Source organism: Longimicrobium sp. (genome assembly GCA_036377595.1).
GTDB lineage: Bacteria > Gemmatimonadota > Gemmatimonadetes > Longimicrobiales > Longimicrobiaceae > Longimicrobium.
Genome location: DASUYB010000127.1, coordinates 1 through 25,555, shown reverse-complemented (window position 1 = coordinate 25,555; position 25,555 = coordinate 1). Strand labels below are relative to the sequence as shown.

27 protein-coding genes are annotated in these 25,555 nt (G+C 70.6%); 10 read left to right on the top strand and 17 right to left on the bottom strand.

The annotated features are described in order from the left end of the window. Positions 1-221 precede the first annotated feature (221 nt). From VF092_22430 to VF092_22395, 8 genes are all read left to right on the top strand, one after another. Positions 222-533 (top strand): hypothetical protein, encoded by a 312-nt coding sequence (locus tag VF092_22430; GenBank protein ID HEX6750068.1) that lies wholly within the window; start codon positions 222-224, stop codon positions 531-533. Continuing rightward, positions 533-1,036: a roadblock/LC7 domain-containing protein gene (locus VF092_22425; protein HEX6750067.1), complete on the top strand. Its 504-nt coding sequence runs from the start codon at positions 533-535 to the stop codon at positions 1,034-1,036. The genes VF092_22430 and VF092_22425 overlap by 1 nt, the downstream gene beginning before the upstream one ends. A 14-nt stretch (positions 1,037-1,050) precedes the next feature. Continuing rightward, the gene (locus tag VF092_22420; GenBank protein HEX6750066.1) at positions 1,051-1,629 is read left to right on the top strand and encodes a GTPase domain-containing protein; all 579 of its coding nucleotides are present in this window, start codon (positions 1,051-1,053) and stop codon (positions 1,627-1,629) included. A 22-nt stretch (positions 1,630-1,651) separates the two neighbouring features. After that, a complete protein-coding gene (locus VF092_22415; protein ID HEX6750065.1) occupies positions 1,652-2,314 on the top strand; it encodes a CDP-alcohol phosphatidyltransferase family protein in 663 nt (220 codons plus the stop codon). Between the two features lie 7 nt (positions 2,315-2,321). Further along, positions 2,322-3,227, top strand: coding sequence for an alpha/beta hydrolase (locus VF092_22410; protein HEX6750064.1), 906 nt, complete (start codon positions 2,322-2,324; stop codon positions 3,225-3,227). Positions 3,228-3,547: 320 nt separating this feature from the next. Beyond that, the gene (locus tag VF092_22405) at positions 3,548-4,174 is read left to right on the top strand and encodes a nucleotide exchange factor GrpE (GenBank protein ID HEX6750063.1); all 627 of its coding nucleotides are present in this window, start codon (positions 3,548-3,550) and stop codon (positions 4,172-4,174) included. A gap of 55 nt (positions 4,175-4,229) precedes the next feature. Beyond that, positions 4,230-5,360 (top strand): molecular chaperone DnaJ, encoded by a 1,131-nt coding sequence (gene dnaJ / locus VF092_22400; protein ID HEX6750062.1) that lies wholly within the window; start codon positions 4,230-4,232, stop codon positions 5,358-5,360. A 176-nt stretch (positions 5,361-5,536) separates the two neighbouring features. After that, positions 5,537-5,770 (top strand): hypothetical protein, encoded by a 234-nt coding sequence (locus VF092_22395; protein ID HEX6750061.1) that lies wholly within the window; start codon positions 5,537-5,539, stop codon positions 5,768-5,770. 155 nt (positions 5,771-5,925) lie between these two features. Here VF092_22395 and VF092_22390 read toward each other — a convergent pair whose 3' ends face one another. Further along, entirely contained in the window at positions 5,926-6,933 is a 1,008-nt protein-coding gene (locus tag VF092_22390) for an AI-2E family transporter (protein ID HEX6750060.1), read from the bottom strand. Positions 6,934-7,384: 451 nt separating this feature from the next. Here VF092_22390 and VF092_22385 point away from each other — a divergent pair, with 451 nt between their 5' ends. After that, the gene (locus VF092_22385; protein HEX6750059.1) at positions 7,385-7,957 is read left to right on the top strand and encodes an F-box-like domain-containing protein; all 573 of its coding nucleotides are present in this window, start codon (positions 7,385-7,387) and stop codon (positions 7,955-7,957) included. A 48-nt stretch (positions 7,958-8,005) separates the two neighbouring features. Here VF092_22385 and mnmA read toward each other — a convergent pair whose 3' ends face one another. The 5 genes from mnmA to VF092_22360 all read right to left on the bottom strand — a co-directional run bounded on the left by mnmA (position 8,006) and on the right by VF092_22360 (position 12,759). Beyond that, a complete protein-coding gene (gene mnmA, locus VF092_22380; GenBank protein HEX6750058.1) occupies positions 8,006-9,109 on the bottom strand; it encodes a tRNA 2-thiouridine(34) synthase MnmA in 1,104 nt (367 codons plus the stop codon). A 182-nt stretch (positions 9,110-9,291) separates the two neighbouring features. After that, on the bottom strand, positions 9,292-10,047 hold the full coding sequence (locus VF092_22375) for an energy transducer TonB (protein ID HEX6750057.1): 756 nt from the start codon (positions 10,045-10,047) through the stop codon (positions 9,292-9,294). Positions 10,048-10,135: 88 nt separating this feature from the next. Continuing rightward, positions 10,136-10,993 carry a TonB family protein gene (locus tag VF092_22370; GenBank protein HEX6750056.1) on the bottom strand — a complete coding sequence of 286 codons (858 nt, stop codon included), beginning with the start codon at positions 10,991-10,993 and terminating at the stop codon, positions 10,136-10,138. A gap of 118 nt (positions 10,994-11,111) precedes the next feature. Further along, entirely contained in the window at positions 11,112-11,561 is a 450-nt protein-coding gene (locus VF092_22365; protein ID HEX6750055.1) for a DUF1801 domain-containing protein, read from the bottom strand. Between the two features lie 49 nt (positions 11,562-11,610). Further along, positions 11,611-12,759 (bottom strand): cysteine desulfurase family protein, encoded by a 1,149-nt coding sequence (locus VF092_22360; GenBank protein HEX6750054.1) that lies wholly within the window; start codon positions 12,757-12,759, stop codon positions 11,611-11,613. Between the two features lie 146 nt (positions 12,760-12,905). Here VF092_22360 and VF092_22355 point away from each other — a divergent pair, with 146 nt between their 5' ends. Then, positions 12,906-13,247: a hypothetical protein gene (locus tag VF092_22355; GenBank protein ID HEX6750053.1), complete on the top strand. Its 342-nt coding sequence runs from the start codon at positions 12,906-12,908 to the stop codon at positions 13,245-13,247. A 202-nt stretch (positions 13,248-13,449) separates the two neighbouring features. Here the strand turns inward: VF092_22355 and VF092_22350 are convergent, their stop codons facing one another. From VF092_22350 to lepB, 11 genes are all read right to left on the bottom strand, one after another. Next, positions 13,450-13,671, bottom strand: a complete 222-nt coding sequence (locus tag VF092_22350; protein ID HEX6750052.1) for a DUF2188 domain-containing protein — start codon at positions 13,669-13,671, stop codon at positions 13,450-13,452. Between the two features lie 90 nt (positions 13,672-13,761). After that, positions 13,762-14,508, bottom strand: coding sequence for a bacillithiol biosynthesis deacetylase BshB1 (gene bshB1, locus VF092_22345; GenBank protein ID HEX6750051.1), 747 nt, complete (start codon positions 14,506-14,508; stop codon positions 13,762-13,764). Positions 14,509-14,848: 340 nt separating this feature from the next. Continuing rightward, entirely contained in the window at positions 14,849-16,087 is a 1,239-nt protein-coding gene (locus VF092_22340; GenBank protein HEX6750050.1) for an ABC transporter permease, read from the bottom strand. A 4-nt stretch (positions 16,088-16,091) separates the two neighbouring features. Continuing rightward, positions 16,092-17,333 (bottom strand): ABC transporter permease, encoded by a 1,242-nt coding sequence (locus tag VF092_22335; GenBank protein HEX6750049.1) that lies wholly within the window; start codon positions 17,331-17,333, stop codon positions 16,092-16,094. A 12-nt stretch (positions 17,334-17,345) separates the two neighbouring features. Continuing rightward, positions 17,346-18,134: an ABC transporter ATP-binding protein gene (locus tag VF092_22330; GenBank protein ID HEX6750048.1), complete on the bottom strand. Its 789-nt coding sequence runs from the start codon at positions 18,132-18,134 to the stop codon at positions 17,346-17,348. Beyond that, a complete protein-coding gene (locus tag VF092_22325; GenBank protein ID HEX6750047.1) occupies positions 18,131-19,432 on the bottom strand; it encodes an efflux RND transporter periplasmic adaptor subunit in 1,302 nt (433 codons plus the stop codon). Before VF092_22325 ends, VF092_22330 begins: the two co-directional genes overlap by 4 nt. 20 nt (positions 19,433-19,452) lie before the next feature. After that, on the bottom strand, positions 19,453-21,015 hold the full coding sequence (locus tag VF092_22320; protein ID HEX6750046.1) for a TolC family protein: 1,563 nt from the start codon (positions 21,013-21,015) through the stop codon (positions 19,453-19,455). Between the two features lie 112 nt (positions 21,016-21,127). After that, positions 21,128-21,889 carry a YIP1 family protein gene (locus VF092_22315; protein ID HEX6750045.1) on the bottom strand — a complete coding sequence of 254 codons (762 nt, stop codon included), beginning with the start codon at positions 21,887-21,889 and terminating at the stop codon, positions 21,128-21,130. A gap of 310 nt (positions 21,890-22,199) precedes the next feature. Next, the gene (locus tag VF092_22310) at positions 22,200-22,889 is read right to left on the bottom strand and encodes a hypothetical protein (GenBank protein HEX6750044.1); all 690 of its coding nucleotides are present in this window, start codon (positions 22,887-22,889) and stop codon (positions 22,200-22,202) included. 277 nt (positions 22,890-23,166) lie between these two features. Further along, positions 23,167-24,024 carry an RNA polymerase sigma factor RpoD/SigA gene (locus tag VF092_22305; protein ID HEX6750043.1) on the bottom strand — a complete coding sequence of 286 codons (858 nt, stop codon included), beginning with the start codon at positions 24,022-24,024 and terminating at the stop codon, positions 23,167-23,169. A gap of 376 nt (positions 24,025-24,400) precedes the next feature. Beyond that, positions 24,401-25,207, bottom strand: coding sequence for a signal peptidase I (gene lepB, locus VF092_22300; protein ID HEX6750042.1), 807 nt, complete (start codon positions 25,205-25,207; stop codon positions 24,401-24,403). Positions 25,208-25,555: the final 348 nt, after the last annotated feature.

Here is a 25,555-nt window from a genome sequence, read left to right as displayed (position 1 = left end):
GAGGCGCTGGCCGGCCGCCGGGAGCTGTAGCCGCGCCGGACCGGCTCACGGCCGGCGGAGCACGGGCCCCCGCGCACGCCCTTCGCGGCCGCCGGGAACGAGCCGTGCAATGATCACATGGCGGCGGGCGCGATGGCGTACCGCCGCCATTTCGCTTTTTTGGAGCGCCCGTTAGTTTGACCCGCGTACCCTCCCTGGCACAGCCGCGTTCACCCGGGGTCATGGAAAGCAACAACCGAGTCCTCCGCACCACGGCCGTTGCGCTGCTCGCGGTGGCCGCTGCCGCCGCCATCGGCGTGTTCCTGGTCCGCGACCAGATCAGCCGCCATCGCCGCGACCTCTTCTCGCCGCATCCGCTGCGCCGCCTCGCCGCGCTGGAGTACATCGGCGGGGAGCCGGCCTCGGTGGACGCCATCCTGCTGCTGCGCGACTTCCTGGCCTGGGAGCCGCGGCCGCTGCTGCGCAAGCGCGCGCAGGCCGTGCTCCTGCGCCTCGAGGGCGAGCTGGCCACCCGCGAGAGCGAGGTCGCCTGATGGCCGGCGGCGCCAGCAGCTGGAGCTTCGAGGAGCGCGACTTCCAGCGCATCGACCGGCTCCTGCAGGGCTTCCTCTACGATTCCAACGCCCGCTGCGCCCTGCTCGTGGACCGCACGGGGCAGCTGGTGACCACCGCGGGCGAGAAGCCCGACTTCGACTCGGTGGCCTTCTCGTCGCTGGCCGCGGCCGACTTCTCGGCCAACGACCAGCTGGCCAGCATGATCGGCGAGCACGAGTTCTCCTCGCTCTTCCACCAGGGCGAGAAGGAGAGCATGTACCTGGCCGACGTGGCCCGCCGGGTGATCCTGGTGGTGCTCTTCGACAACCGCACGACCCTGGGGATGATCCGCATCAAGGTGAAGGGAGTGGTCCGCGAGCTCGCCGAGATCTTCCGCGAGATGTTCGACCGTTCGGCCGCCGCGCCGCAGAGCGCGCGCGTGGAGAGCGCCTTCGTGGACGAGGCGGAGGACGAGATCGACCGCCTGTTCGGCGACCTGTAGAAAGGCGGCCGAACATGTCGATGATCAACTACGCCTCGCGCGAGATCAACTGCAAGATCGTGTACTACGGCCCGGGTCTGTGCGGGAAGACGACCAACCTGGAGTACGTGTACGAGAAGGTGGCGCCCAACACCCGCGGCAAGCTGATCTCGCTGGCCACGGAAACCGAGCGCACGCTCTTCTTCGACTTCCTCCCGGTGGACCTCGGCGCCATCCGCGGCTTCAAGACGCGCTTCCACCTCTACACCGTGCCCGGGCAGGTGTACTACAACGCCAGCCGCAAGCTCATCCTGAAGGGGGTCGACGGGGTGGTGTTCGTGGCCGACAGCCAGGTGGAGCGGCTCGACGCCAACATCGAGAGCATGCACAACCTCTACGAGAACCTGGCCGAGTACGGGCTGGACCTGCGCGAGATCCCCTTCGTCATCCAGTACAACAAGCGCGACCTTCCCAACACCTCCAGCCTGCAGGAGCTCGAGGCGCAGCTCAACCCCAACCGCATCCCGCACTTCGAGGCGGTGGCCACGCGCGGGATCGGGGTGTTCGACACGCTGAAGGCGGTGAGCAAGCTCGTGATCAAGTCGCTGAGCTGACCGGGTGGAGGCCGCCAAGCCCATGCCGTGGCTGAACCTGCCGAACGCCATCACCCTGGGCCGGATCGCGCTGGCGGTGCTGCTGGCACCCATGATCCTCACCGACGGGTTCGGCGTGCGGCTGGCCTCCTTCATCGTCTTCCTCATCGCCGCCTTCTCCGACCTGGTCGACGGGCGCCTGGCGCGCAGCCGCAACCTGGTCACCGACTTTGGCAAGCTGGCCGACCCGCTGGCCGACAAGCTCCTCCTCGCGGCCACCTTCATCCCCTTCTACTGGCTCTCGCACGGCGGCGAGCCGGAGACGCCGTTCGCCTGGTTCGGCGGTGCGGACGCGAAGCTGCCGTGGTGGATCCTGGCCATCATCTTCGGGCGCGAGCTGTTCATCACCGTGTTCCGCGGCTACGCGGCGCGGCGGGGGATCATCCTGGCCGCGGGGCGCGCGGGGAAGCTGAAGGCGGTGTTCCAGAACATCGCCACCGGCGCGATCATCTTCTGGTACGCGCTCTGGTCGGCGTCGCGCGAGTTCGGGTGGGACACGCGGTTCTGGAACGGCTTCTGGATCCCCTTCCACCGCATCTTCGTGATCGTCTCGCTCTCCATCGCCGTCATCCTCACCGTCTGGTCGCTGGCCGTCTACCTCAAGTCCTTCCGCACGCTCGAGCTGCAGCGGAAGGCGGCGCCCTGAGCCGCGCGTGAGCGACGGCCTCCTTCCGCCGCCCGACGCCTCGGCCACCTTCCGCGCCGCGGACGGCGTCCTCCTCCACTCCCTCTCCTGGCCGGTCGAGCGCCCGCGCGCCGTGGTGCTGCTGAGCCACGGCCTGGGCGAGCACGCGGGCCGCTACGCCGCGCTGGCGCGGGATCTCGCTCCAAGGGGGATCGAGGTGCACGCGCTCGACCACCGCGGGCACGGGCGGTCGGGGGGGATTCGCGGCCACACGCCGCGGTGGGAGGCGCTGACGGAGGACTTCGACGCCTTCGCGCGGCGTCTCGCGGAGGTGGCGCCGGCCGAGGTCCCGCTCTTCCTCCTCGGCCACTCGCTGGGGGGATTGATCGCCATCCGCTGGCTCGAGTCTCCGCCGGCGGTGCCGCTGCGCGGGGCCGTCCTCTCCGCGCCGCTGCTGGGGATCGCGAAGGAGGCGGCGCGGTGGAAGACGGCGCTCTCCGGCGTGCTGTCGAAGTATCTCCCCTGGGTCCCCATCTCCAACGAGGTCGACCCCGCGGAGCTGACGCACGACTCCGCGTACGTCCGCGCGTACCGCGACGACCCACGCGTGCATGACAGGATCACCCCGCGGCTGTACATGGAGATGGTGCGGGCGATGCGCGACGCCTTCGCCGAGCGCGACCGCATCGCCCTGCCCACGCTGTTCATCGTTCCCGGCGCGGACACCATCGTGCGCGAGGAGGCCACGCTGCGCTTCGCCGAGGGGCTGCGTGGGGACGTGACGGTGAAGCAGTATCCCGGCTTCCACCACGAGTCGCTGAACGAGCTCGAGCGCGACCGTCCCATCTCCGACCTTCTCGCGTGGATGGAGGCGCGGATGGAGGGGGCGGGGGATCGGGAAGATCAGGGAGATCCTGATACTTCGGGGGATTGAATCTTCCACGCGGTGATCTCCGTTCTGCGTCGGGACCGATGTCGAGAATCTCACGCGGAGCCGCGGAGACGCGGAGGAAAGCGATGCGGCGGTGAGTTCTCCGCGCCTCCGCGTCTCCGCGTGAGACCCGCAGTTCGAGCGCGACTGCCGCCACGCGGGTTCAGGCCTCTCGAAATCTGCCAAAGCGGCACGAAAACGGGGCACCGGGCTTGCTAAACCGGTGTTTGCCTTGACGGCGGACTTAGAATCAACGGCTCACCCGGCCCCGGGTAGGTGCGGGTGAACCTCACGGCATTGTCCTTCTGACCGCGGACATTCGGATGGCGGACCACAAGCATCACCACAGGCATCGCGGCCACGGCGCGCACCACGCGGACGGCGGCGAGAAGCCGAACGGCAAGGCCAACGGCCACGCCGCGCCCGGCGACGGCCCCGCGGCGGAGATCGCCGACGAGACCCGGGCGACCGCGGCCGAGCCGCAGGCGGAGACGCAGCCGGCGGCGGACCCCGCGGCCGAGTTGCAGGCCGTGAAGGACCGGCACCTGCGGCTGGCGGCCGAGTTCGAGAACTACCGCAAGCGCGTGGAGCGCGAGCGCGCCGAGAGCTGGGTGCGCGCCCAGGCGCAGCTGGCCGAGCGGCTGCTGGAGCCGCTCGACGACCTGCAGCGCATCGCCGACTTCGACCCGGCCACCACCCCCGCCCAGTCGCTGCACGAGGGGGCGGAGATGGTGGAGAAGAAGTTCCTGCGCGCGCTGGAGGCCGCCGGGCTGGAGGAGATCGAGGCGGCCGGGAAGCCGTTCGATCCCACGCAGCACGAGGCGCTGACCACCATGCCCGCCGGGAGCGCCGACGAGGACGACACGGTGGGGCAGGTGTATCGCAAGGGCTACCGCTTCAAGGGCGTGCTGGTGCGCCCGGCCCAGGTGGTGGTCAAGAAGCACGGGTGACACGATCCACGCGGCGGACGATCCTTCGCGCGCGCTTTCGACTTTCGGCTAGACCATGGCGACACCAACGAAGGACTTCTACCGCGTGCTGGGCGTTCCCGAGAACGCCAACGCCGACGAGATCAAGAAGGCGTACCGCAAGCTGGCCAAGCAGTACCACCCCGACGCCAACCCCGACAACGCCTCGGCGGCCGAGAAGTTCAAGGAGATCTCCGAGGCGTACGCGGTCCTCAGCGACGAGGGCAAGCGCAAGCAGTACGACCAGATGCGCAAGCTCGGCGCGTTCGGCGGACTGGGCGGCTACCGGCCGGGCGGGGCGCGCCCCGGCGGCGCGGCGGGCGGCGGCAGCTTCAGCTTCGAGGACCTGGACCTGGGCGGCGGCCTGGGCGACATCTTCGGCTCGATCTTCGACTTCGGGAAGCGTGGCCGCGGCGGGGGCGCCCCCGGGCGTCCTGGCGGCCCCACGCGCGGCGAGACCATCGAGTACCAGGTCGAGATCCCGTTCAAGGTGGCGGCGCGCGGCGGCACCGTGACCGTGACCCTGCCGGTGACGGAGGACTGCCCCGTCTGCGGGGGGACGGGGGCCAAGCCGGGGACGCAGATCATCACCTGCCCCGAGTGCAAGGGCGCGGGGACCATCACCTTCGGGCAGGGCGGCTTCGGCGTCACCCGGCCGTGCCCCAACTGCTACGGGCGCGGGAAGGTGCCGCAGGAGCCCTGCGAGAACTGCCACGGCCAGGGCCAGGTGCGCGAGCAGAAGACGGTCAACGTCTCCATCCCCGCCGGCGTCGACAACGGCTCGAAGGTGCGGATCGCGGGGCAGGGCGAGAAGGGCGCGGGCGGCGGCCAGGCGGGCGACCTGCTGATCAACGTGCGCGTGACGCCCGACAAGTTCTTCCAGCGCGAGGGGCTGGACCTGAACGTGAACGTGCCCATCAACGTGGCGCAGGCGGTGCTCGGCTCGAAGATCAAGGTGCGCACCGTCGACGGGAAGGGCGTGGTGCTGCGCATCCCCGAGGGCACGCAGAGCGGAACGCGCTTCCGCATCAAGGGCCAGGGCGTGGAGAAGGGCGGCCGCCGCGGCGACCAGTACGTGCGCGTCGAGGTCACCGTTCCCGAGGAGCTGAGCGACGAGCAGCGGAAGCAGTTCGAGGAGTTCGCGTCGAACGCCGGACTGCGGCACTGAAGTGCTGAGTGCTGAGTCGGGCGCCGACCCGACGTCATCCTGAGGCCGGCCAGACTGGAGTCGCGTCGGCACCGTGGACGGCAGGCCGAAGGATCTATCACCGCGTACGGCACGGAGTTGGCGAAGCGCGTCGGCGGTGCGGGAGAGACGGGACAGGGGACGAGGAACGTACGGAGATGAGCCATACCTTCACGGACGAGAACCTGCTGACGTGGGAGGCGTTCGCCTCCAGCGGCAACTTCGGGCTGGCGATCCGGCCGCGGATCGTGTTCAACTGCCTCTCGGACCCCAATCGTCCGCCGCGCTACGTCGAGCGCCCCGGCGACGAAGCCGACGCCGAGGAGCAGGTCGTCACGTTCGACGAGAAGAAGCTGAGGGAGATGCTGCGCGGCTCGAAAGAGCTCGAGTAATCCCCATCACCCACGCAAACGAGCCCCGCGGCGCGTCCTCGATCGCGCCGCGGGGCTCCGGCTTTCCTGTTCTCACGCGGAGGCGCGGAGACGCGGAGAACTCACCGCCGCGATCAGTTCTCCGCGCCTCCGCGTCTCCGCGTGAGCCTCGTGGTTCAATCCACCGGAGTGACGACGAGCTGCGATTCCGCGGGGGCCTCGACCAGGTCGCGGAGGAGCACGGTGAGCGGCACGGCCAGGATCGCGCCCGTGGGGCCCAGCACCCAAGCCCAGAAGATCACCGACAGGAAGCTGACCAGCGCCGAGATCTGCATCTGCTTCCCCACGAAGCGCGGGCCGATGACGTTGTCGATCACCGTGTTGATCACGTTGTAGGCGACGAGCACGATCAGCGCGCGCACCCATCCCCCTTCCAGCAGCGCCAGCAGCGTGGGCGGCAGCATCGACAGCGTGAACCCGATGTTCGGCACGAAGCTCAGGATGAACGACAGCACGCCCCACAGCAGCGCGTGCTCCACCCCCAGGATCACCAGCACGATGTAGTCGAGCACCGCGGCCACCAGCCCCAGCGCCGCGCGCACGCCGATGTAGCCGCGCAGCGTCTCCGAGAACGCCAGGAAGCGCGCGGCCATGGGGCTGTGGTCGCGGGCGCGCTTGCTGGCGCGGCGCTCCATCTCCCACATGCCGCCCAGCATGAAGGCGAAGATGAAGAGCGTCAGCACCATGTTGCCGAACGCCGACGCCACCTCGCCCATCACGTTCAGCACGGCGCGCCCCACCTGCGGCCCGCTGAGCGCGCTGTTGACGTACGCCGCCGCGTCGAACCCGCGCGCCGCCGCCATCTGCGTGACCGAGGCCGCGATCCCCTCCAGTTGCGTGCGGTAGGTGGGGATCTCGGAGGCCACCTGCCGCAGCGAGATCCCCACGAACCCGACGAGCGAGAGGCCGGCGAGCACCAGGGCGAACACCACCAGCGCCACCGCGCCGCCGCCGGCCACGCCCAGCTTCTGCAGCCGGCGCACGAACGGCTGCAGCAGCAGCGCGAGGAAGCCGGCCATCAGCATGGGGTTCAGCAGGCCGGACACGGCCTTCAGCCCGGCGGTCAGCACCACGAGCGATGCCCCGCCGACCAGGTACATCAGGAGATTGCGTTTGTGGTTCATCGGGTGGTCGATGAGAGTGGGAGCCGAGGGGGTGCGGGGATGAAGCGGGCTCAATCGCGGAGAGCCCTCCGGGAGCGGGCGCGCCGGTCGGGCGCTCCTTCGGCTCCGCGGCCTCGTGTGCCGCGAGGCAGCCGGTTCGCACCGGGCTCGAGATCCCCGCGTCGCGGCCGCATGCCAGGCGCTCGCCCACGATCCCTCGCGCGCGCCGGTCGTGGCCGTGCGGCACCAATATTCGCCGCGGAGCCGCCGATCACAATCGCCGGAACGCGAAACGGCCCGGTCTCCCCCGCGGGAAACCGGGCCGTGCCGTCCGATCCGATGCGCCGAAGCCGCGTGCCGCCCTCCGTACGACGAGAAGGTTGAGCTTTCCTGCGCGCCACGCTATGGTGCGAAGGCCGTTCACAATCCTGCCGTCGATTCTTGTCACCCCCACCAAAAACGAGGAGGAATCATGGATACCATGATGGTTGCAGAAACCCAGGTGGACGAGGTGCCCGACATCATCCTTCCGCCGGAAATCCTCGACCTGGTCCTCGGCTATCTCGACATCAAGAGCCTCGTAGCGGCGTCGCAGGTCAACAAGCGTTGGAACAGCGTCGCGCGCGCCGACGGGGCGATCGCCCCCAGGATATACGAAATCCTGAGCCACCCGCGCATCCAGGAGTTCGCCGCGGTCGCCAGCCAGACCGGCCTGGTTTCCAGCAATTACCACTCGCTGCTGAACATCTACGTGTTATTCACGCAGGAGATCCTGGCCGCGGTTCCCCCCTCGGACCTGAACCTGGTGAAGCACTGGGTGAGGGACCTGACCCGGTTCACCCCCACCAAAGACGGCCACGACGCGGTCCACAAGCTGATCACGCACAACGGTCATCTGTCCGTGCAGATCAACCTCGGGGGCTTCGCCTGCTCGCTGGGGGACGCACTCTTCCTCAGGGCGTGCATGAGCACGTTCATCTATCACGGCGGCGGAGACAGCTACTTCGTGAAGAAGATGAAGTTCATCCTCTCCTACTTGAACTGAGCTGGAGCTCATGGGGCGCACGGAGGCGGGTCCGGCGAGAATGGCCCGTCACGCGGCTTGGGGCGCGGCGATCCGCCCGCCGCCCAGCACCACCTCGCCGCCGAACATCACCGCGCTCTGGCCGGGGGAGACGGCGCGCTGCGGCTTCGCGAAGCGCAGGGTGATCGAATCCCCGTCGATCGACGTCACAATCGCGTCGACGGAGGGGGCGCGGTGGCGGATCTGCACCTGCACGGCGTCGCCGACGGCCGGCGGCGCGGCGAGCCAGCTCAGCTCGCCGATGGTCACCTCGGGACGGTGCAGCTCGTCCATCGTGCCGACGACCACTTCGCGGCGCTCGGGGCGGGTGCCCAGCACGTACAGCGGCAGCGAGCGGCCGCCGCCCAGTCCCCGGCGCTGGCCCACCGTGTAGCGCGCGTAGCCGTCGTGCTCGCCGACCACCTCGCCCCGCGTGGTCACCAGCGCGCCGGCGGAGAGCGCGGCGTGCTCCCTCCCCAGCCGCTTCTCCAGGAAGCGCGGATAGTTGCCGTCGGGGACGAAGCAGATCTCCATGCTCTCCGGCTTGTCGGCCGTCACCAGCCCCAGCCGGCGGGCGATCTCGCGCACCTGCGGCTTGGTGAGCTCGCCCAGCGGGAACATCAGCTGCTGCAGGAGCTCGGGGGGGAGCGCCCAGAGGAAGTAGCTCTGGTCCTTGTTGGCGTCCACGCCGCGCAGCAGCACGGGGCGGCCGGCGGCGTCCGTCCCCATGCGCGCGTAGTGGCCGGTGGCGATGGCGTCGCAGCCGAGCATCTTCCCGCGGCGCAGCAGGTCGCGGAACTTGGTGTTGCCGTTGCAGCGCACGCAGGGGTTCGGCGTGCGCCCGGCCGCGTACTCGCCCACGAAGTCGTCGATCACGTCGCGGGTGAACTCGCGCTCCACGTCGAACACGTAGTGCGCGATCCCCAGCCGGTCGGCCACCCTCTTCGCGTCCATGATGCCGTCCAGCCCGCAGCAGGAACGCGTGGGGCCGGTGAGCTCGGCCTCCGCCTCCTGGTAGCAGAACGTCTTCATGGTCACCCCGATCACGGTGTGGCCCTGTTCCACCAGCAGCGCCGCCGCGACCGAGCTGTCCACGCCGCCCGACATGGCGACGAGGACCGTCTTCTTCTCCATCATTCCACCGCTGTCCGGTTTACCGCCGATCGACGGGCAGTGATACCCCGAACCGCACGATCGGTGCGGCACGGCGCGGGGATCACAGGTCGGCTGGATGCCCCGAGCTCGCGCCCCGGCTCGCGCACGCAGAGATCCGTCCGGCGCGTTTGCCGTCGTGATGGGATGATGGTCCCGCGATGCTATGGCGAGCCGCGCATCAGCTGGAACGTCACCGGCAGCGTCACCCACACGGCCACGGGCTCGCCGCGCAGCCGCGCCGGGCGGAAGCGCATCCGCAGCGCCACGCGCCGGGCCGCCTCGCCGAACTCGGCGAGGGTGGCGCGCAGCACGCGCATCGACGCGGTGTCCACGCGCCCCTCGGCGTCGATGCGGAAGCGCAGGATCGCGTTCCCCGACGTCCCCGCGTCGCGCAGGCGCGGCGGGAACTCGCGCGCGATGCTGCGCGCCACCGCGTCGCGGTTGACCAGCTCGGGCTGCTGCTCCACGCTCCAGATCTCCGTCGTCACCGGCAGCGCCGCGAACGAGCCGAGCAGCCTGGCGCAGAGGACGCGGTGGATGGGCAGGTCGACCATGTCCACCGGCCGCCACTCGGCGCGCCCGGTGGTGTCGCCCTCCTCGACGTCGACCGGGAGGTCGCCCTTCATGAAGGTGACGGCGCGGCCGCGGTAGCGGCTCTCGGCGCAGTCCGTCTCCTGCGTCTCGAACCGCCGGTCCACGCCCGCGCGCGCCGCCACCTCGGGGGGAAACTCGTAGACGGCGGTCGCATAGAAGGTCGAGTCGCCGGTGCGCGCGATGCTGGCCGAATCCAGCGACAGCACGATCCCGTCCGGCGTGCGCGCGACGGGGATCAGCGTGCCCGGGACCACGTCCTGCGCCCGGAGCGGTGTTGCGGCGCAGGCGAGCGCGACCAGGATCGGTACGGCGAGTGACTTCATCTCGGGATACGGAAAGTGCGAAGGGTCGAGATGTAGAGCGATCCGATATCAGCCGCGGCGGCGACGTTCCTCGCTCGCGACGGCGATATCACGGCGAGCACAGGGGCGGCGGCTGCGTGCAGATGCCGGTGGAGGTGCGCGGGCGAGGGAAGCCCCGCTGCACCGGCCGGTCCGGCTGCCGCTCGAAGTCCCCGGGGCTGCTGTCGGCGAGCCCGAAGGTGACCGGGAGCGTCGCCCAGACGGGCACGGGCTGGCCGTGCAGGAGCGCCGGGCGGAAGCGCATGGCCTGCGCGACGTGCGCGGCCGCGGCGCCGAACGCGTCGTGCGTGGCCGATTCCACCCGCACCGCACTGGAGTCGACGCGGCCCTCGCCGGTGATCCGGATGCGAATCACCACCGATCCCGTGACCCCCGCGTCGCGCAGCAGCGCGGGATAGTTGTGCTGGAGCGCGGTCACCACTTCCGAGCGGTTCGTGAGCACGGGCATCGTCTCCGCGTCCCGCAGGTCGAGCGTCACCGGGAGCGCCGCCGCGAACGAGCCGACGAGCTTCGCGCAGATGGCCTGCACCAGCGGGCCCTCGGCGTCGCTCACGGGGGCCCAGTCCGCGCGGCTCGTGTTTTCGAGGTCGACCGTCCGCAGCGCGGTGTCGCCGGCGAACGCGCGCTTCCTGCTGTTGCGCACGCGCAGTGCGGCGCAGTCCAGCTCCTCGTCCTCCAGCAGCCGGTCGAAGCCGTACTGCCGCGCGAGCTCGGGCGAATACTGGTACACCGCGGTGACGAAGTACGCTGACTCGCCGATGCGGCCGATGCTGGCCGAGTCCAGCGTCAGCGCGGTGCCGTCGGGCGCGGCGGCCACCAGCAGGTGCCCGGCGCGCGCCTGCGCGTGCAGCGGGGCGGCCGCGCCAGCGAGGGCGGACAGCAGGGCCAGGGCTCGGATCTTCGTCATCCGGTGCAGCGTGGAAGGCGGGGAATGCGACGGCGAGGAGACGTACGGCGGCGCTTTCTACGATCTAGTCACCGCGTCCGCACCCGGCAAGGCGCGGCGGCACGGGGTTGTTCCGATCTCACGCCCGCTGCCGCGCCGCCTCGTACCAGCGGATGTACTCGTCCGGCGGCAGCGACGCGATGATGCGGCCGATGGCCTCCAGCGGCAGGTCGTCGAGCGAGCGGAAGCGAATGCACGACTTGCCCATGTCCAGCTTCTTCCCCGCCGCCCGGAACGCGTCGCGGAGGGCGCGCCCGTGCTCGCTTCCCTCGTACGCGCACATCAGGTACAGCGCGTAGTAGTTCTTCTGCGCCGCCAGCCCCGCGAGCACCAGCGGCTGGCGGTTGTAGGTGTGCGGATACCGCTCCAGCGGCACCGTGTAGCCGATCATCCCGTACCCCATTCCCTCGGCGTATCCCTCCGGCAGGCTGCGCACGATCACGTCGCGCACGGCGGAGATCGCCGCGCGGCGGTCCTCGGGGAGCTCGGCCAGGTATTCGTCCACGGTCGCCGCGGCGCTGCGTGCCATCAGGTCCTCGCGAGGTGGGGGGATAAAGGAGATGGGAGTGGGATGGCGATCAGCCGTTCGTCGACCGCACGCGCTCGGCGATCGCGGGGAAGACGTCGAGGACGCGATCGATCTCCGCGTCCGTCGTCCCCCAGCCGAGGGAGAAGCGCACGGACGGGCCGGCCAGCGCGGCGGGGATCTCCATCGCGGTGAGGACGTGGCTCGGCTCCACCGCGCCGCTCGCGCACGCCGAGCCGCTGGAGACGGCGATCCCCTGCAGGTCCAGCGACACCAGCAGCGCCTCGGGGTCGGCACCGGGAACGGAGACGTTGCTCACCGTCGGCAGGCGCGGCGCCCCGGCGGCGTTCACGGCGAGGCCGGGGACGCGCGCGCGCAGCCCCTCCTCCAGCCTATCGCGCAGCGCGGCGATGCGCGCCATCTCCGCCTCGCGCACCGCTTCCGCCGCCTCGGCTGCGGCGGCGAATCCGGCCGCGCCCGCGACGTCCTCCGTTCCCGGCCTCAGCCCCCGCTCCTGGCCGCCGCCGAAGAGGAGCGGCCGCAGCTGCGTTCCCCGGCGCACGAACAGCGCGCCGATCCCCTTGGGCCCGCCCAGCTTGTGCGCGCTGAACGCGACCAGGTCGGCGGGGACCTCGTCCACGCGCACGGGCACCTTCCCCAGCGCCTGCACCGCGTCGGAGTGGAAGACGGCGCCGGCCGCGCGGCATCTCGCTGCGATCTCCGCGACGGGCTGCAGCGCGCCGGTCTCGTTGTTCGCCCACATCACGGAGACGACGGCGAGCTTCCGTTCGAGCGCCGCGTCGACCGCGTCCATCCGCACCACGCCGTCGCCGTCCACGGGGAGGAGGACGAGCGGCGCGCCCTCGGCCTCGGCGGCGTGCGCGCTGGCCAGCACCGCCTTGTGTTCGATGGCGGAGACGGCGACCGGCGCGCCGGGGACCATCCGCGCTCGGCCGAGGATGGCCAGATCGTCCGCCTCGGTCCCCGCGCGGGTGAACACGATCTCCGCCGGCGAGGCGCCGATCACGCGCGCCAGGCGCGCGCGGGCATCCTCGAGCGCCGCGCGCGCCTCGCGCCCGAAGCGGTGGATGCTGGACGGGTTCCCCCAGCGGCCGTCGAGGAAGGAGAGCATGGCCTCGCGCGCCTCGGGGCGCAGCGGCGCCGAGGCCGCGTAATCCAGGTAGATGGCCGTCTCCGTCATCTCCGCTCCCTCCGCGGGACGCCGCCGAAGCGGGCTCGGCGACAAACTATCTGCAATCGATACAATCGGTTACGAAAGGCTTGAGCCGCCGTGTACGCGATGATACATTCGGGGGTGAACCGCAGACTTCCCGCCCGAGGTCCCGAATGATCCCACAGTTCCCTGAAGCGAAGCCGCCGGTCTTCCGCAGCACGGTGCACGGCACCGTCTTCGGCGACCGGGCGGCGCACGTGCGCGAGGTGGAGCAGGGCGACCGGCTGCTGCTGATCCCCGACCCGCCGATGGAGGAGGACCCGGCGGTGTGGGTGCACCTGGCCGGCGGCGACCCGCTGGGCCACCTCCCGCCCGAGGTCAACAGCTGGCTGGCGCCCTGGCTGCAGCGCGGCGGCGCGGCCACGGCCACGGCGCTGCGCGTGCGCGGCGACGACGTGCCCAGCTGGAAGCGGCTGCTGATCGAAGTGCATTGCGTCCAGGCCACCGCCGCATAATATAGTTAGCAGCGGGCCGGTCTCGCCTCCAAGACGTGGGACCTCTTCGGGGGCGACCCTAACCTTGCACCCGCGGGCAACCGCGTGAGTGCGCCGGCGAGGCCGGTCCTGCTTACCAGCGGCGGGCGATCCATCACGGATCGCCCGCCGTTGATTTCATATGGTTCTGTGCGTCGAAAGTGCTGTTGAGAAGACGTTTCGCTCAAAGATGTCCTTCACCGGCAGGAGAAGTCTTCTCCTGGACCGTTCCATCCTTACGGTGGATGAAGAACGCGGCCCCGTTGTTCCGGCTGGCATCCCGTCCCCAGCGAATGGCCGCGCTCCTGGAATCGAAATGCCGGGAAGCCCGGTGCGCACCATACTGCTTGACGCTCCAGCCTCCGTTCGGACTGGGGACCACGTGAAGGGACTTCTGTGCTGGCATCGGGCACTCTCCTGAACCTCGGGTACGGCAGAAATTTATTCGAGGATGATACCCCTTACAAGTGCACGCTCCGAACGCGCCAGCGGCGGATCAGATGCTGCGCACGGGGAGAGCGACCACGTCCTCGACCTCCATCGTTTCCACCACGTAGAAGGGCTCGCCATAGGCCTTGCGGATGAGCGCGCCGTAGCGGGCGGCGTGCATCCGCACCTGGTCGTACAGCGGCCGGTCGCCGCCGGGGAACACCTCGCCGCCCCACGTCTTGCCGTCGAACTGCGAGGCGTAGCAATGCACCGCCTCCATCTTGGTCTCGATGAAGTCGGTGATGTCGACCACGAAGCTCGGCTTCACCGCATCCTCTCGGTAGGTGAGCGCGTAGAGGAGCTTGTGCGGGCGGTGCGCCTGGCCGGGCGCGTCGTACTTGGCCAGCCCCGCCAGGAAGCACGCGTCGTACGCCAGCTGCGAGGCGATGCGGTGGTCGGGGTGGCGGCCGGCGGTGAAGGGGAGGATGACCACGCGCGGGCGGAACGCGCGCACGTAGCCCGCAACCAGCGACCGCGTCTCGGGCGTGTTCACCAGCCCCGCGTCGGCGAGCCCGGCGTTGCGGCGGGCGACGACGTTCAGGATCTTCGCGGCGGCGTCGGCTTCCTGGCCGCGGAGCTCGGCGCTGCCATCGGTGCCGCGCTCGCCCATGGTCAGGTCCAGGATGCCGGTGCGGTACCCCTGCGCGGCGGCGCGCGCCATGGTGCCGCCCACCAGCAGCTCCACGTCGTCGCGGTGCGCGGCGATCGCCAGCAGGTCCACCGGCGGCGCGAGCGATTCGGTCTGGTCGGTCATCGGTTGGGGGATCGGATTGAAAGATCGCATCGGCCGCCGTCATCGGCGCGACGAAAGAGGCGGTCGTGCGGACGATGCTATAGATCCTTCGGCCTGCGAGTCACGGTGCAGCCGAGAATCCTGCGTGGCCGGCCTCAGGATGACGTCGTTCTGGCTTTCGCCGCGTCTCCGACGGTCCGTCGCGTGGCGCGATGACGCTCTCGCGGCGCTGAGTTCCTCCGCGTCTCCGCGTCTCCGCGTGAGGTCCGGACGGGCGGCGGGCGGGAAAATGCCGAGGCCCCGACCCGCGCGCAACGACGGCGGCGGGGCGGGGCCCTTCATCACGTCCGAACCCAGAACGTCACTCGTAGCGGAGCGACTCCACGGGGTCGAGCCGCGCGGCCTTGGCGGCGGGGTAGAGGCCGAAGACGATCCCCGCGAACGCCGCCATCCCCAGCGACGCGGCCACGGCCCACGCCGGCACCTCGGCGGGCACGGGCGTCACCGTGCGCAGCACCCAGGCGAAGAAGCTGGCCAGCAGGATCCCGATCCCCCCGCCGATGACCGTCACCGTCACCGACTCGACCAGGAACTGCCAGAGGATCTCGCGCCGGGTGGCGCCCAGCGCCTTGCGCACGCCGATCTCGCGGGTGCGCTCGGTCACCGAGATCATCATGATCCCCACCACCCCCACGCCGCCCACGATCAGCCCGATCCCCGACAGCACCAGCATCACCACGAAGAACACGCCGGTGACCTTGTTGAACAGGTCGGCGAACTGCGTGGGCTTGGTCAGCGCGAAGGTGTTGTCCTGCCCGGGGCGCAGCCCGCGCGAGGTGCGCAGCGCCGCCGTCACCTGGTCCATGGCCTCGGCCTGTGTGGCGCCCGACGACGTCACCACCAGCAGCGACATGAAGTCGGTGGTCACGCCCAGCCGCCGGTGCAGCGTCTCGGCGGGGGTGATCACCCAGTCCTTGAACTGGCTGGAGAAGAGGTTGGGCGTCTGCTTGAACACGCCCACCACCGTCAGCACCGTGCTGCCGATCTTCACCTGCCGCCCCACCGGGTCGCGCTGCCCGAACAGCTGCTCGGCCAGGTGGTCGGAAAGCACCGCCACCGGCGCCGCGTGCCGCTCGTCGCTCTCCACGTAGTTGCGGCCGCGCAGGAACTCGCCCTCGATGTACTCCACCCAGCGCCACCCGCGCCCCAGCACCGGCACGTTCGGCACGTTGCGCCCGGCCGCCTTCACGTCGCCGTTGGTGTCGATCGCGGAGGCGACGGCGTGTACGGCGGGCAGGCGGGAGATCTCCTCCGCCTCGGCGAAGGTGATCGGCGGCTTCCCGGCCCACGGCGGCTTTCCCGTGCCGTCGTCGACGATGATGGCGGTGTTGTCGAAGCGGTTGACGATGAAGTTCTTGGGGCCGATCGACTCCACCTGCTCGAGGATGGTGGCGCGGAAGCCGCCGATGGCCGCCGCCATGGTGATCACCACCGTCACGCCGATCACGATCCCCAGGATGGTGAGGACCGCGCGCACCTTGTTGGAGCGCAGCGCGTCGAGCGCGATCCCTACCCCTTCGAAGGTCGAAGTGAGATTCATCTCGTCACTCGCTCCTCAAAGCCACGATCGGGTCGAGCCGAGCCGCCCGCCACGCGGGATACACGCCCGCGGCGAGGCCCACGCCCACGCCCAGCGCCAGCCCCAGCCCGATCGACGCGGGCGACACCCGCGCCGGCAGCGGCGACACCGCCGTCACCAGCGCGGCCAGCCCGAGGCCGAGAAGGATCCCGATCACCCCGCCGGCGCCGGAAAGCGTCCCCGCCTCGATGATGAACTGCATGAGGATGTCGCGGCGGCGCGCGCCCAGGCTCTTGCGCACCCCGATCTCCCGCGTCCGCTCGCTCACCGACACCAGCATGATGTTCATGATCACCACCGCGCCCACGACGAGCGAGACGCCGACCAGGAAGGGGAGGGCGATGATCAGGAAGGAGGAGATCTTGTTCCAGAAGCCCAGCACCGACTCGCTCGTCTCCACCGCGAAGTCGCTCTCCACCCCCGGCCGCAGGCGGTGGCGGATGCGCATCAGCCCCTCCATCTCGTTCATGGCCACCGGCACCAGCGTCTGGTTGGGCACCTTGAACGAGATCTCCTCGGCCACGTTGTGGCGGTAGATGGAGCCGTTGATGGGCGAGCGGAAGGGAGCGACGACGAAGTTGTCGACCGACTGGCCGAACACCGTCCCCTGCTTCTCGAGCACGCCGATCACCCGGTAGGGGAAGCCGGCCAGCCGCACCGTCTTCCCCACCGGGTTCACGCCGGGGAAGAGGCGCTGCACCACGTCGTGCCCCAGGACCACGACGGGCGTCCCCCGATCCGCTTCCTGCTCGGAGAAGGGACGCCCGTCGGCCACCTCGAAGTCGCGGATGCGGAAGAAGGACGCGGACGAGCCCACGATCCACGCGTTCTTCACCGACTTCCCGCGCGCGTTCCCCACCGGCGCCACGCCCGACGAGTTGTAGGCCAGCATCCCCGGCGTGCGCACGCGCTCGCGCAGCCACTCGGCGTCGGCCACCTGCAGGCGCGGGCGGCGCAGCCAGGCGCGCCGCCGGGTGTCGTCGTTGAACCCCTCCTCCTGGGGGATGCGGCGCACGGTGACGGTGTTGAAGCCGAACATCTTTCCCGCGAAGTCCTCCTTCATGTAGGCGTCCATCCCCTTCAGCACGGTGATCACCGCGATCAGGAAGGTCACGCCCACCACGGTGCCCAGCACCGTGAAGAAGGCCCGCAGCTTGTTGGCCCGGATCATCGCCAGCGCGATGACCACCGCCTCGCGGATCTCCATCCCGACGTCTCCTCAGGCCTCCGCCACCGCCGCGGCGGCCGGCGTCTCGGCCGCGCGGTGCGTCCCCCACTCCGTCCCGGCGGGGACGGGCACCTGCGGGCGGTCGCTCTCGATCACCCCGTCGCGCAGCATCACCACGCGCTCGGCGTGCGCGGCGATGTCGGGCTCGTGGGTGACCATGATGATGGTCTGCCCCTCGTCGTGGAGCCGCGCGAACAGCCCCATGATCTCCTCGCTGGTGCGCGAGTCCAGGTTGCCCGTGGGCTCGTCGGCCAGGATGATCGACGGCCGCGTGACCAGCGCGCGGGCGATGGCCACGCGCTGCCGCTGCCCGCCGGAGAGCTGGTTGGGGCGGTGGTCCAGCCGGTCGCCCAGGTCCACCGCCTTCAGCGCGTCGATGGCCCGCTGGCGCCGCTCCTTCTTGTGCAGCCCGCCGTAGACCAGCGGCAGCTCCACGTTCTCCAGCGCGGTGGAGCGGGGGAGGAGGTTGAAGGTCTGGAAGACGAAGCCGATCTCGCGGTTGCGCACGCGCGCCAGCGCGTCGTCGTCCATCCCCGCCACCGCGTGGCCGTTCAGCACGTACTCGCCCGCGGTGGGGGTGTCGAGGCAGCCGATCAGGTTCATGAAGGTCGACTTCCCCGACCCCGACGGCCCCATGATGGCCACGTACTCGTTGCGGTGGATCACCAGGTCCACCCCGCGCAGCGCCCGCACCGTCTCGGCGCCCACCTCGAAGTGCTTCTGCAGCCCGCGGACCTGGATCACGGGCGCGTCGCCACCGGTTTCCAGGGCGGTGCTCATCGCCCGCTCCGGGCCCCGCGGCGCGCGCCCGTCTGCGGCGGCGCGGCGTGGATCGGCGCGTCGGCCTCGAGCTCGCGGATGGCCTCGAAGGGGCCGGAGACCACCTCGTCGCCCTCCTTCAGCCCGCTCTTCACCTCGAAGTACTGCTCGCCGGCCACGCCCACCTCCACCGGCACCCACGCCGCCTTGCCCGCGCGGAGGACGAACACGCCCTCCACCTCGTCGGAGCGGCGGTGCGAGTCGCCGCCCTGCTCGGGGGCGGCCTGCGCCGCGTCCTGCTGCTCGCCCTTGAACTTCTTCCCCTCGCGGTCGCGCACGGTCACCGCCAGGATGGGCACGGAGAGCGCCTTCGTGCGCGTGTCGGTGACGATGTCGGCCGTCGCCGACAGGTCCGGCCGCAGCTCCGCCGGGGGATGGTCGAGGGTGATCACCACCTCGAAGTCCACCGACTGCTCGCCCCCCGAACCGGTGCTGGAGGCCAGGCCGCTCTGCTGGGCCGCGCTGTTGCCGATCCGCGTGACCTTCCCGGTAAACTTCTGCCCGGGGAAGGCGTCGATGCGCAGCACCGCGCTGTCGCCCACGGCGATGCGGGGGACCTCGGTCTCGTCGACCTTGACCTTGGCCTCCATCACCCCCAGGTCGGCCACGGTCAGCAGGAGCGAGCCGGGGTTGTTCATGGTGCCGATGATGGCCGTCTCGCCCTCGTGGATGTTCAGCCGGGTGACCCGCCCGCTCATCGGCGCCACGATCGTGGTCTTGCGCAGGTTGTCGCGCGACTGCGAGAGCGTGGCCTGCGCCTGCTGCACGGCGAAGCGCGCGCCCTGCAGCGACGCCTGGGCCACCTGCGCCTGGGTGCGCGCGTTGTCGACCTCCTGCGCGGCGATCAGGTCGCGCCCCTGTGCCAGCTGCTCGGCGCGGCGCTGGTCGCCCTGCGCCTTCAGCAGCTGCGCGCGCGCCTCGGCCTCGCGGGCGCGGGCCTGCGCCACGCCGGCCTCGGCCTGGCGCACCGCGGCCTCGTACTGGCTGGGGTCGAGGCGCAGCAGCAGGTCGCCCCGGTTCACCCACTGGCCCTCCTCCACCGCCAGCTGGATCACCCGGCCCGGGATGTCGGCCGAGATGTCGACCTTGCGCTTGGGCTCCACCTTGCCGCTGGCGGTGACGATCGCGACCAGGTCGCGGCGCCCCACCTTCTCGGTGCGCACCTCGCGCCCGGCGCCCTTCCCCTTCCCGTTCACCGCCAGCGCCGCCAGCACGCCCACTGCCAGCACCACCCCCAGGGCGATCAGCAGCTTCTTCATCTTGGTCACCGGTCAGTCGGTCACGGCTGGCGCAGCGGGCGGCCCACCAGAGCCTCGAGCGCGGCCAGCGACTTGTGGTAGTTGTACACGGCGTCGATGCGCGCCTGCTCGCTCTCGGCCAGCGAGGTCTGCGCGTCGGTCACCTCCACCGAGCTGGCCACGCCGAAGCGGAAGCGCTCCCGCGCCAGGCGCAGCTCCTCGGTGGCCCGCTCCACCACCTGCTCCTGCAGCTGGGCCGCGCGGAAGGCGGTCTGCACCGCCAGCAGCGCCGCGCCCAGGTCGGTGCGCAGCTTCAGCTCCTGCGAGCGCACCGTCAGCTCCGCGTCCTCCGCCTGCACCCGCGCCTCCTCGACCTGCCGCTCGCGCGCGTAGCCGTTGAACAGCGGCAGCGACAGCGAGAGCGTGGCCTGCAGCGGCTGGGTGCGGAAGCCGAAGGGGAAGGCGGGGTTCGAGGCGCGCACGCCCTGGCGCACCTGCTCGGCCACCGCGGGGTCGTTCACGTCGAAGCGCGAGCAGTCCTGCGGCGCGGCGCCGATCAGCGCGCCCACCTGGTTGTTGTAGTTGCACGACTGGAAGCTGGCGGCCGTGCTCTGCAGCGCCGAGGTGTAGAACGAGCTCAGGTCGCTGGCCGAGTACACCGAGCCGCGGTACCCCACGCTCATGCTGAGCGAGGGAAGGTACTGCGTCCGCGCCGCCCGCACGCCGGTGCGCGCCGCCTCGGCCGTCGCCCGCGCGGCCAGGAGGTTGGGGTTGCCGCCCAGCGCCATCTGCTCCAGCTCGTCCACCGTCCACTTCGGCTCGAACAGCCCGAAGGTGCTCGACAGCCGGGTGTCGGCCGGCAGCTCGCGGCCGATCGACTGGCCCAGGCGCAGGAGCGAGGTCTGGTAGTCGTTGCGGCGCTGCAGCAGGTTCACCTCGGCCTGGCCGCGCTGCACCTCGGCGCGGCGCAGGTCCAGCGGCGTGCCGGCGCCCACCTCGAGCCGGGCGCGGGCCAGCCGCTCGTGCTCCTGCGTGCGCGCCACCTCGCGCTCGGCCTGCTGCGCCTGCTCCCACGCCTGCAGGCTGGAGAGGTAGCTCTGGCGCACGGTGCTCACCAGGTTGGCCTCGTAGCCGGTCACCCGCTGCCGGGTGGCCCGCTCCTGCGCGCGCGCCACGGCGGGCTGCATCAGCTTGGCGCCCGACAGCTGGTAGCTCAGGTCCAGCGAGTAGTACGATGAGTAGTACGCCGGCGAGCTCTGCAGCAGCTGCACCGAGCCGAAGCGCTGCTCGCCGGGCGCGGTGTAGCCCAGCCCGCCCGACAGGCTGGCCGAGGGAAGGAAGTCGAGCCGCGACTCGCGCACGGCGGCGCGGGCGGTGCGGGTGTCGTTGCGCTGCTGCAGCAGGTCGGGGTTGCCTTCCTGCGCCAGGGCCACCGCCTGCTCGATGCTGAGCGGCGGGCCCGACGGCGCCGCCTGCACCGGCGCCGGGGGCGGCGGGGTGGGCGTGGGCCGCGCGCGCTGCGGGGTCTGCTGCTGGGCGGCCGCGGAATGCGCCGCGGCCAGCGCGATGAGGAGTGCGGCCGAGGCCGCGCGCCGGGTGCTCATGAGCATCGTGGGTGTCGGGGTTCTGCAGGTGCCGCGGTGGGGGGCCGTGGCCCGCCCGGGCCCCGTACGAGGCCCTCCGCGGAAAGTTTCAACCGTTACGAGCCTGTCGCGGTCAGGAGCCGCCCGCCTTCGCGGCCATCATCTGCATGATCAGCCCGCCGGCCGCGGCCAGCGCCAGCTGCATGGCCAGCAGCAGCGACGCCGCGCCCAGCCAGCCGGTCTTGCGATTGATCGTGGCGCCGCCCAGCGCCAGCAGCGCGGTGGCCCACAGCGAGAACGGGGTGACGGCGCGCAGCACCGAGGCGGCCACGCCCCTGGCGTCGGGCCCCAGCAGGAGCGAGGCGTCGAGCGCCAGGTCCACCCGGCCGGTGGCGAACTGCAGCGCGCCCACCACCAGGAAGCCCAGGGTGGACACGAGCAGCGCGTGGCTGGCCACGGCCACGTACGAGCGGTAGGGCGCGCGGCCGCCCAGCAGCAGCCCGTAGAGCGCCGCCAGGATCGCGCCCACCAGCAGCGGGCGGATCACCAGCCAGAAAACGCCCGCGAACGCGCCGATCCCCACCTGCAGCCACACCCTCGCCTCCATCTCGTCGACCGAGGGAAGGTTCTGCTGCCCCATCTCCGCCGCCTTCTGCAGGAAGAACTCGGCGAACTGGCGGTTGGAGATGAACAGCGGCCTGAGCGCCACCAGCAGCACCAGCACCGCCACCGACACCAGCACCGGCCCGATCCACGGCGCGCTGCCGTCGCGGAACTGCTCGAACACGCGCGTGGGCGTGAAGAAGGTGTCGGCGATCCGCGACGCCAGCGGGGCGGGCGGCGGAGGCGCGCCGGGCGCCGGCGCGGCGACGGTCTCCGTGACGGGAGCGTTCATCGGAGTGCGTTTTGAGCCGGAATGAGAGGTCGAGCAACGAGTGTTGCCGACGCGGGACGAAGCGGTGAATCTAACGTTCCGCGCAGTCCCTGTAAACCGTCCGGGGGTCGGGACGGGCAGGCGTAAGCCTAGGATTGCGATGGGTTTCGGATGAAACGACGATTAAGGGGCGCCTCTCCCGCCCGCCGCGGCGGAGGCCGAACGTCGTTCGTTCGTTTGATGCCGGATGTTGCTCTCCCCAGGCAGCGGAGGACACGGAGCAGGCGCGCCCCGTGTCCTCCTGTCCTTCATGGCCGTCGGTGGTGACGGTTCAGCTGGGAAGCTCGGTGCGCACGGCCAGGTACTGCCGCGCGGGGATCTCCACGCGGATCACGCGGTTGAGCGCGTCGACCCACACGTCGGTCTGCACGCCGCCCTGCGGCTGCACCACCAGGTGGAAGAGGCGCGCGGTCTTCCCCGCCACCTGCACGCTTTCCTCGCCGCGGTTCGACACCGTGGCCATCACCTGCCGGCTCTCGCGGGGAACGATGACGGGAACGCGGCCGGCGTGGGTGCGCTGCGCCAGGAAGTAGTAGTGGTGCGCCACCGCGTCGTCGAGCACCACGGCGCCGGCGGTGGCCACGTACTCGCGCAGCTGCTCGCCGGCGGCGGTGACCACGCGCGCGCTGACCCGGCCCGAGCCGATGTTCCCCACGATGCGCTGCGGCGCGTCGCCGCTGACGTCCACCTGGTACTGCGCGGGGTCGGCGGCCACGCCCTGGGCGCGCAGCCGCGGCTGCAGGCGCAGGCTGCCGGTGGGGAGGCGGAGGTCCACGCGGCCGCTGGCCAGGGTGACCGCGGCGCCGCCGGTGCCGGACTGCGTGATGGTGAACTCCTCGGTCCCCACCTCGTGCCCTTCCACGTAGACGCGGAAGGTGCCCTGGTCCACGCTCCCGCCCTGCGCCGCCAGCGGCGTCGCGAGCGAGAGGAGGGTGGGGAGGAGGATGCGGATCTTCGTCATCGGGAAGCTTTCCGGGAGCGCCGCGGCCGTCGTGCGCTCCCCGTGGGTCGTGTGTGTGCGGATGTGGTACCCTCCGCGCGCGGCCGGGGTCCGGCGCAAGAGGGATGCACGCGGCAACCGAAGGAGAGTGCCGAGTGCTCTTCCCTTGGTTGTGCTATGGCTTCAGGCCGTCTGACGGACATCGCGTGATGCAAAGAAATTGCGGTCCCGGAGCGAGCCGGAACCGCAATAGAATCATCCGTTCTTTACCATCTTCCCGAGTCTTGCCATCCTGGATTCAGGTCAGGAAGGTCTCCAGGAAGCGGGCGCGGGACTGGTGGCGGAGGCGCAGCAGCGCCTTCTCCTTGATCTGCCGCACGCGCTCGCGGGTGATGCCGAAGCTCTCGCCGATCTGCTCCAGCGTCATGGGCTCGGTGTCGCCCAGGCCGAAGTACAGGCGCAGCACCTTGGCCTCGCGCTCGGTGAGCGTGCCGAGCGCGTCCTCGATGGTGCGCTTCAGCGCGTGCTCGTAGACGTCGTCGTCGGGGCCGGGAGAGAACTGGTCGGAGAGATAGTCGAGGAGCTGCCCGTCTTCGCCGGGGACCAGCGGGGCGTCGAGGGAGAGGTACACCTGGCTCATGGCCAGCGCGTGGCTGATCTCGTCCTCGGGCACCTCCAGCTCCACCGCGATCTCCTGCAGCGTGGGCTCGCGCCCCAGCTCCTGCGTCATGGCGCTCGAGCGGCGGCCGATGCGGTGCACCGTGCCCGCGCGCGAGAGGGGGACGCGCACGATGCGGCTCTGCTCGGCCAGCGCCTGCAGGATGGCCTGGCGGATCCACCACACCGCGTAGGAGATGAACTTGATCCCCTTGGTCTCGTCGAACTTCCGCGCCGCGCGGATCAGCCCGATGTTCCCCTCGTTGATCAGGTCGGCCAGCGACACGCCCTGGTTCTGGTACTTCTTGGCCACCGCCACCACGAAGCGCAGGTTCGAGCGCACCAGCGTTTCCAGCGACTCGGTGTCGCCGTCGCGGATGCGGCGGGCCAGGCGTGCCTCTTCGTCGCGGTCGATCAGCGGATACGCGCTGATCTCGCGGAGGTACTGGTCCAGTGACTCGGATTCTGCGGCGATCTTCTTGGCGGGGCTGAACGACATCGGAAGGCTCCGGTTCAGCGGAAATGCGGGAACCGCGGTGCGCGGCAGGGTCCGGAAAGCGTAGCGGGGCTGGCGGCGGCAGTGAACCGGTTCATCGATTCGAGGGCGCCGCGGAACTCACGAAGGAAGAGGAGGGAACGGGTCCTTCGGAACTGGGGCCACGGCTGGAGTATGACAGACCTGTTTCGGGGTGTCAACCCCCCCTCGGACGCTTTTTACGGCCCGCACCGAAGCGGCCGCCCATGCGCATGGAACAGATGTATCCCCATACGCTACTTTCACTTCCGCCCGCGTGGCGCCCACCTCCCGCAAACGAATCACCCGGCAGCCTTTCATTAAGACTGCCGGGAGATTCGATGGACGCGGGTTCCGGAATTCAGCGCACCACTTCGCCGATGCGGCCCCAGCGCACCCCGGTGAGCCAGGTGAAGGTGCGGGTGATGTCGGTCTCGAACGAGTAGTACACGAACATCGGGCGCCCCTTGATGGCTTCGGCGTCGACGAAGCCCCAGAAGCGCGAGTCCTCGGAGTTGTCGCGGTTGTCGCCCAGCACGAAGTACTTGCCGGGGGGGACGACCAGCGGGCCCCAGGTGTCGCGCGTGGGGTGGTACTCGCTCCAGTGCGCGGGGCGGCGCACCAGGTACTGGAACTGCCAGAGCATCTCCTCGCGCGAGGGATCGCTGAGGGGATCGGTGTGGCGGGTGAAGGGCTCGGTCTGCGCGCGGCCGTCCAGGTACAGCACCTTGTCGCGCATCTCCAGCGTGTCGCCTGGGGCGCCCACGATGCGCTTGACGTAGTTCTTGTGCGGGTCGTGCGGCGGCAGGAACACGATCACGTCGCCGCGCCGGGGCGCGCTGAAGGCGGGGAGGCGGGCGTGCGTGTACGGCACCTCGGCGCCGTACACGGCCTTGTTCACCAGCAGGAAGTCGCCCACCAGCAGCGTTCCCTCCATGCTGCCGGTGGGGATCTTGAACGCCTCGAACAGGAAGGTGCGGATCACCAGGAAGAGCAGGATGGCCGTGGAGATGGCCTTGGTCCACTCCCACATCCACCGCCCGGTGGAGATGGACCCGCGCGTCTCGTCGGCGGTCTTGCGGCGCTCGCTGTCCACGCGCTCGGCCGAAAGGCGCAGGCGGCGCGGCTCGGGGACGAGCACGGGCGTGTCGGTCTGGGGATCGTCCATCCGTGGCGTGCGCGTTTGGTGTACTGCGTTGCGGTGCGCGGACTTCCGGCCGCCCTCAGGCGTACACGCAAGAGGAACGCCCGTTCCAGAACAGCGGCGCGGTGTGGTGAATCCTGGGTCCCAAGGGAGCCCGGCGCCAACTCTTCCACGGCGAGCGGTGGGATCTGCGCCGCGAAGCGCCGGAATCGGCACGCGAGTGAAAGATGGTCAAGGAGCCGGGATTCCGGTAGACGGGCAGCCGCTCGTCATCCGCACGTAGAGATCAACGCGCGCCTCGCCCTTCCTTGGACACCCGATCCACCCCGGGGGTTGTGACCGAAATGCGGAAGTGCGCGAGTGCCAACGCAC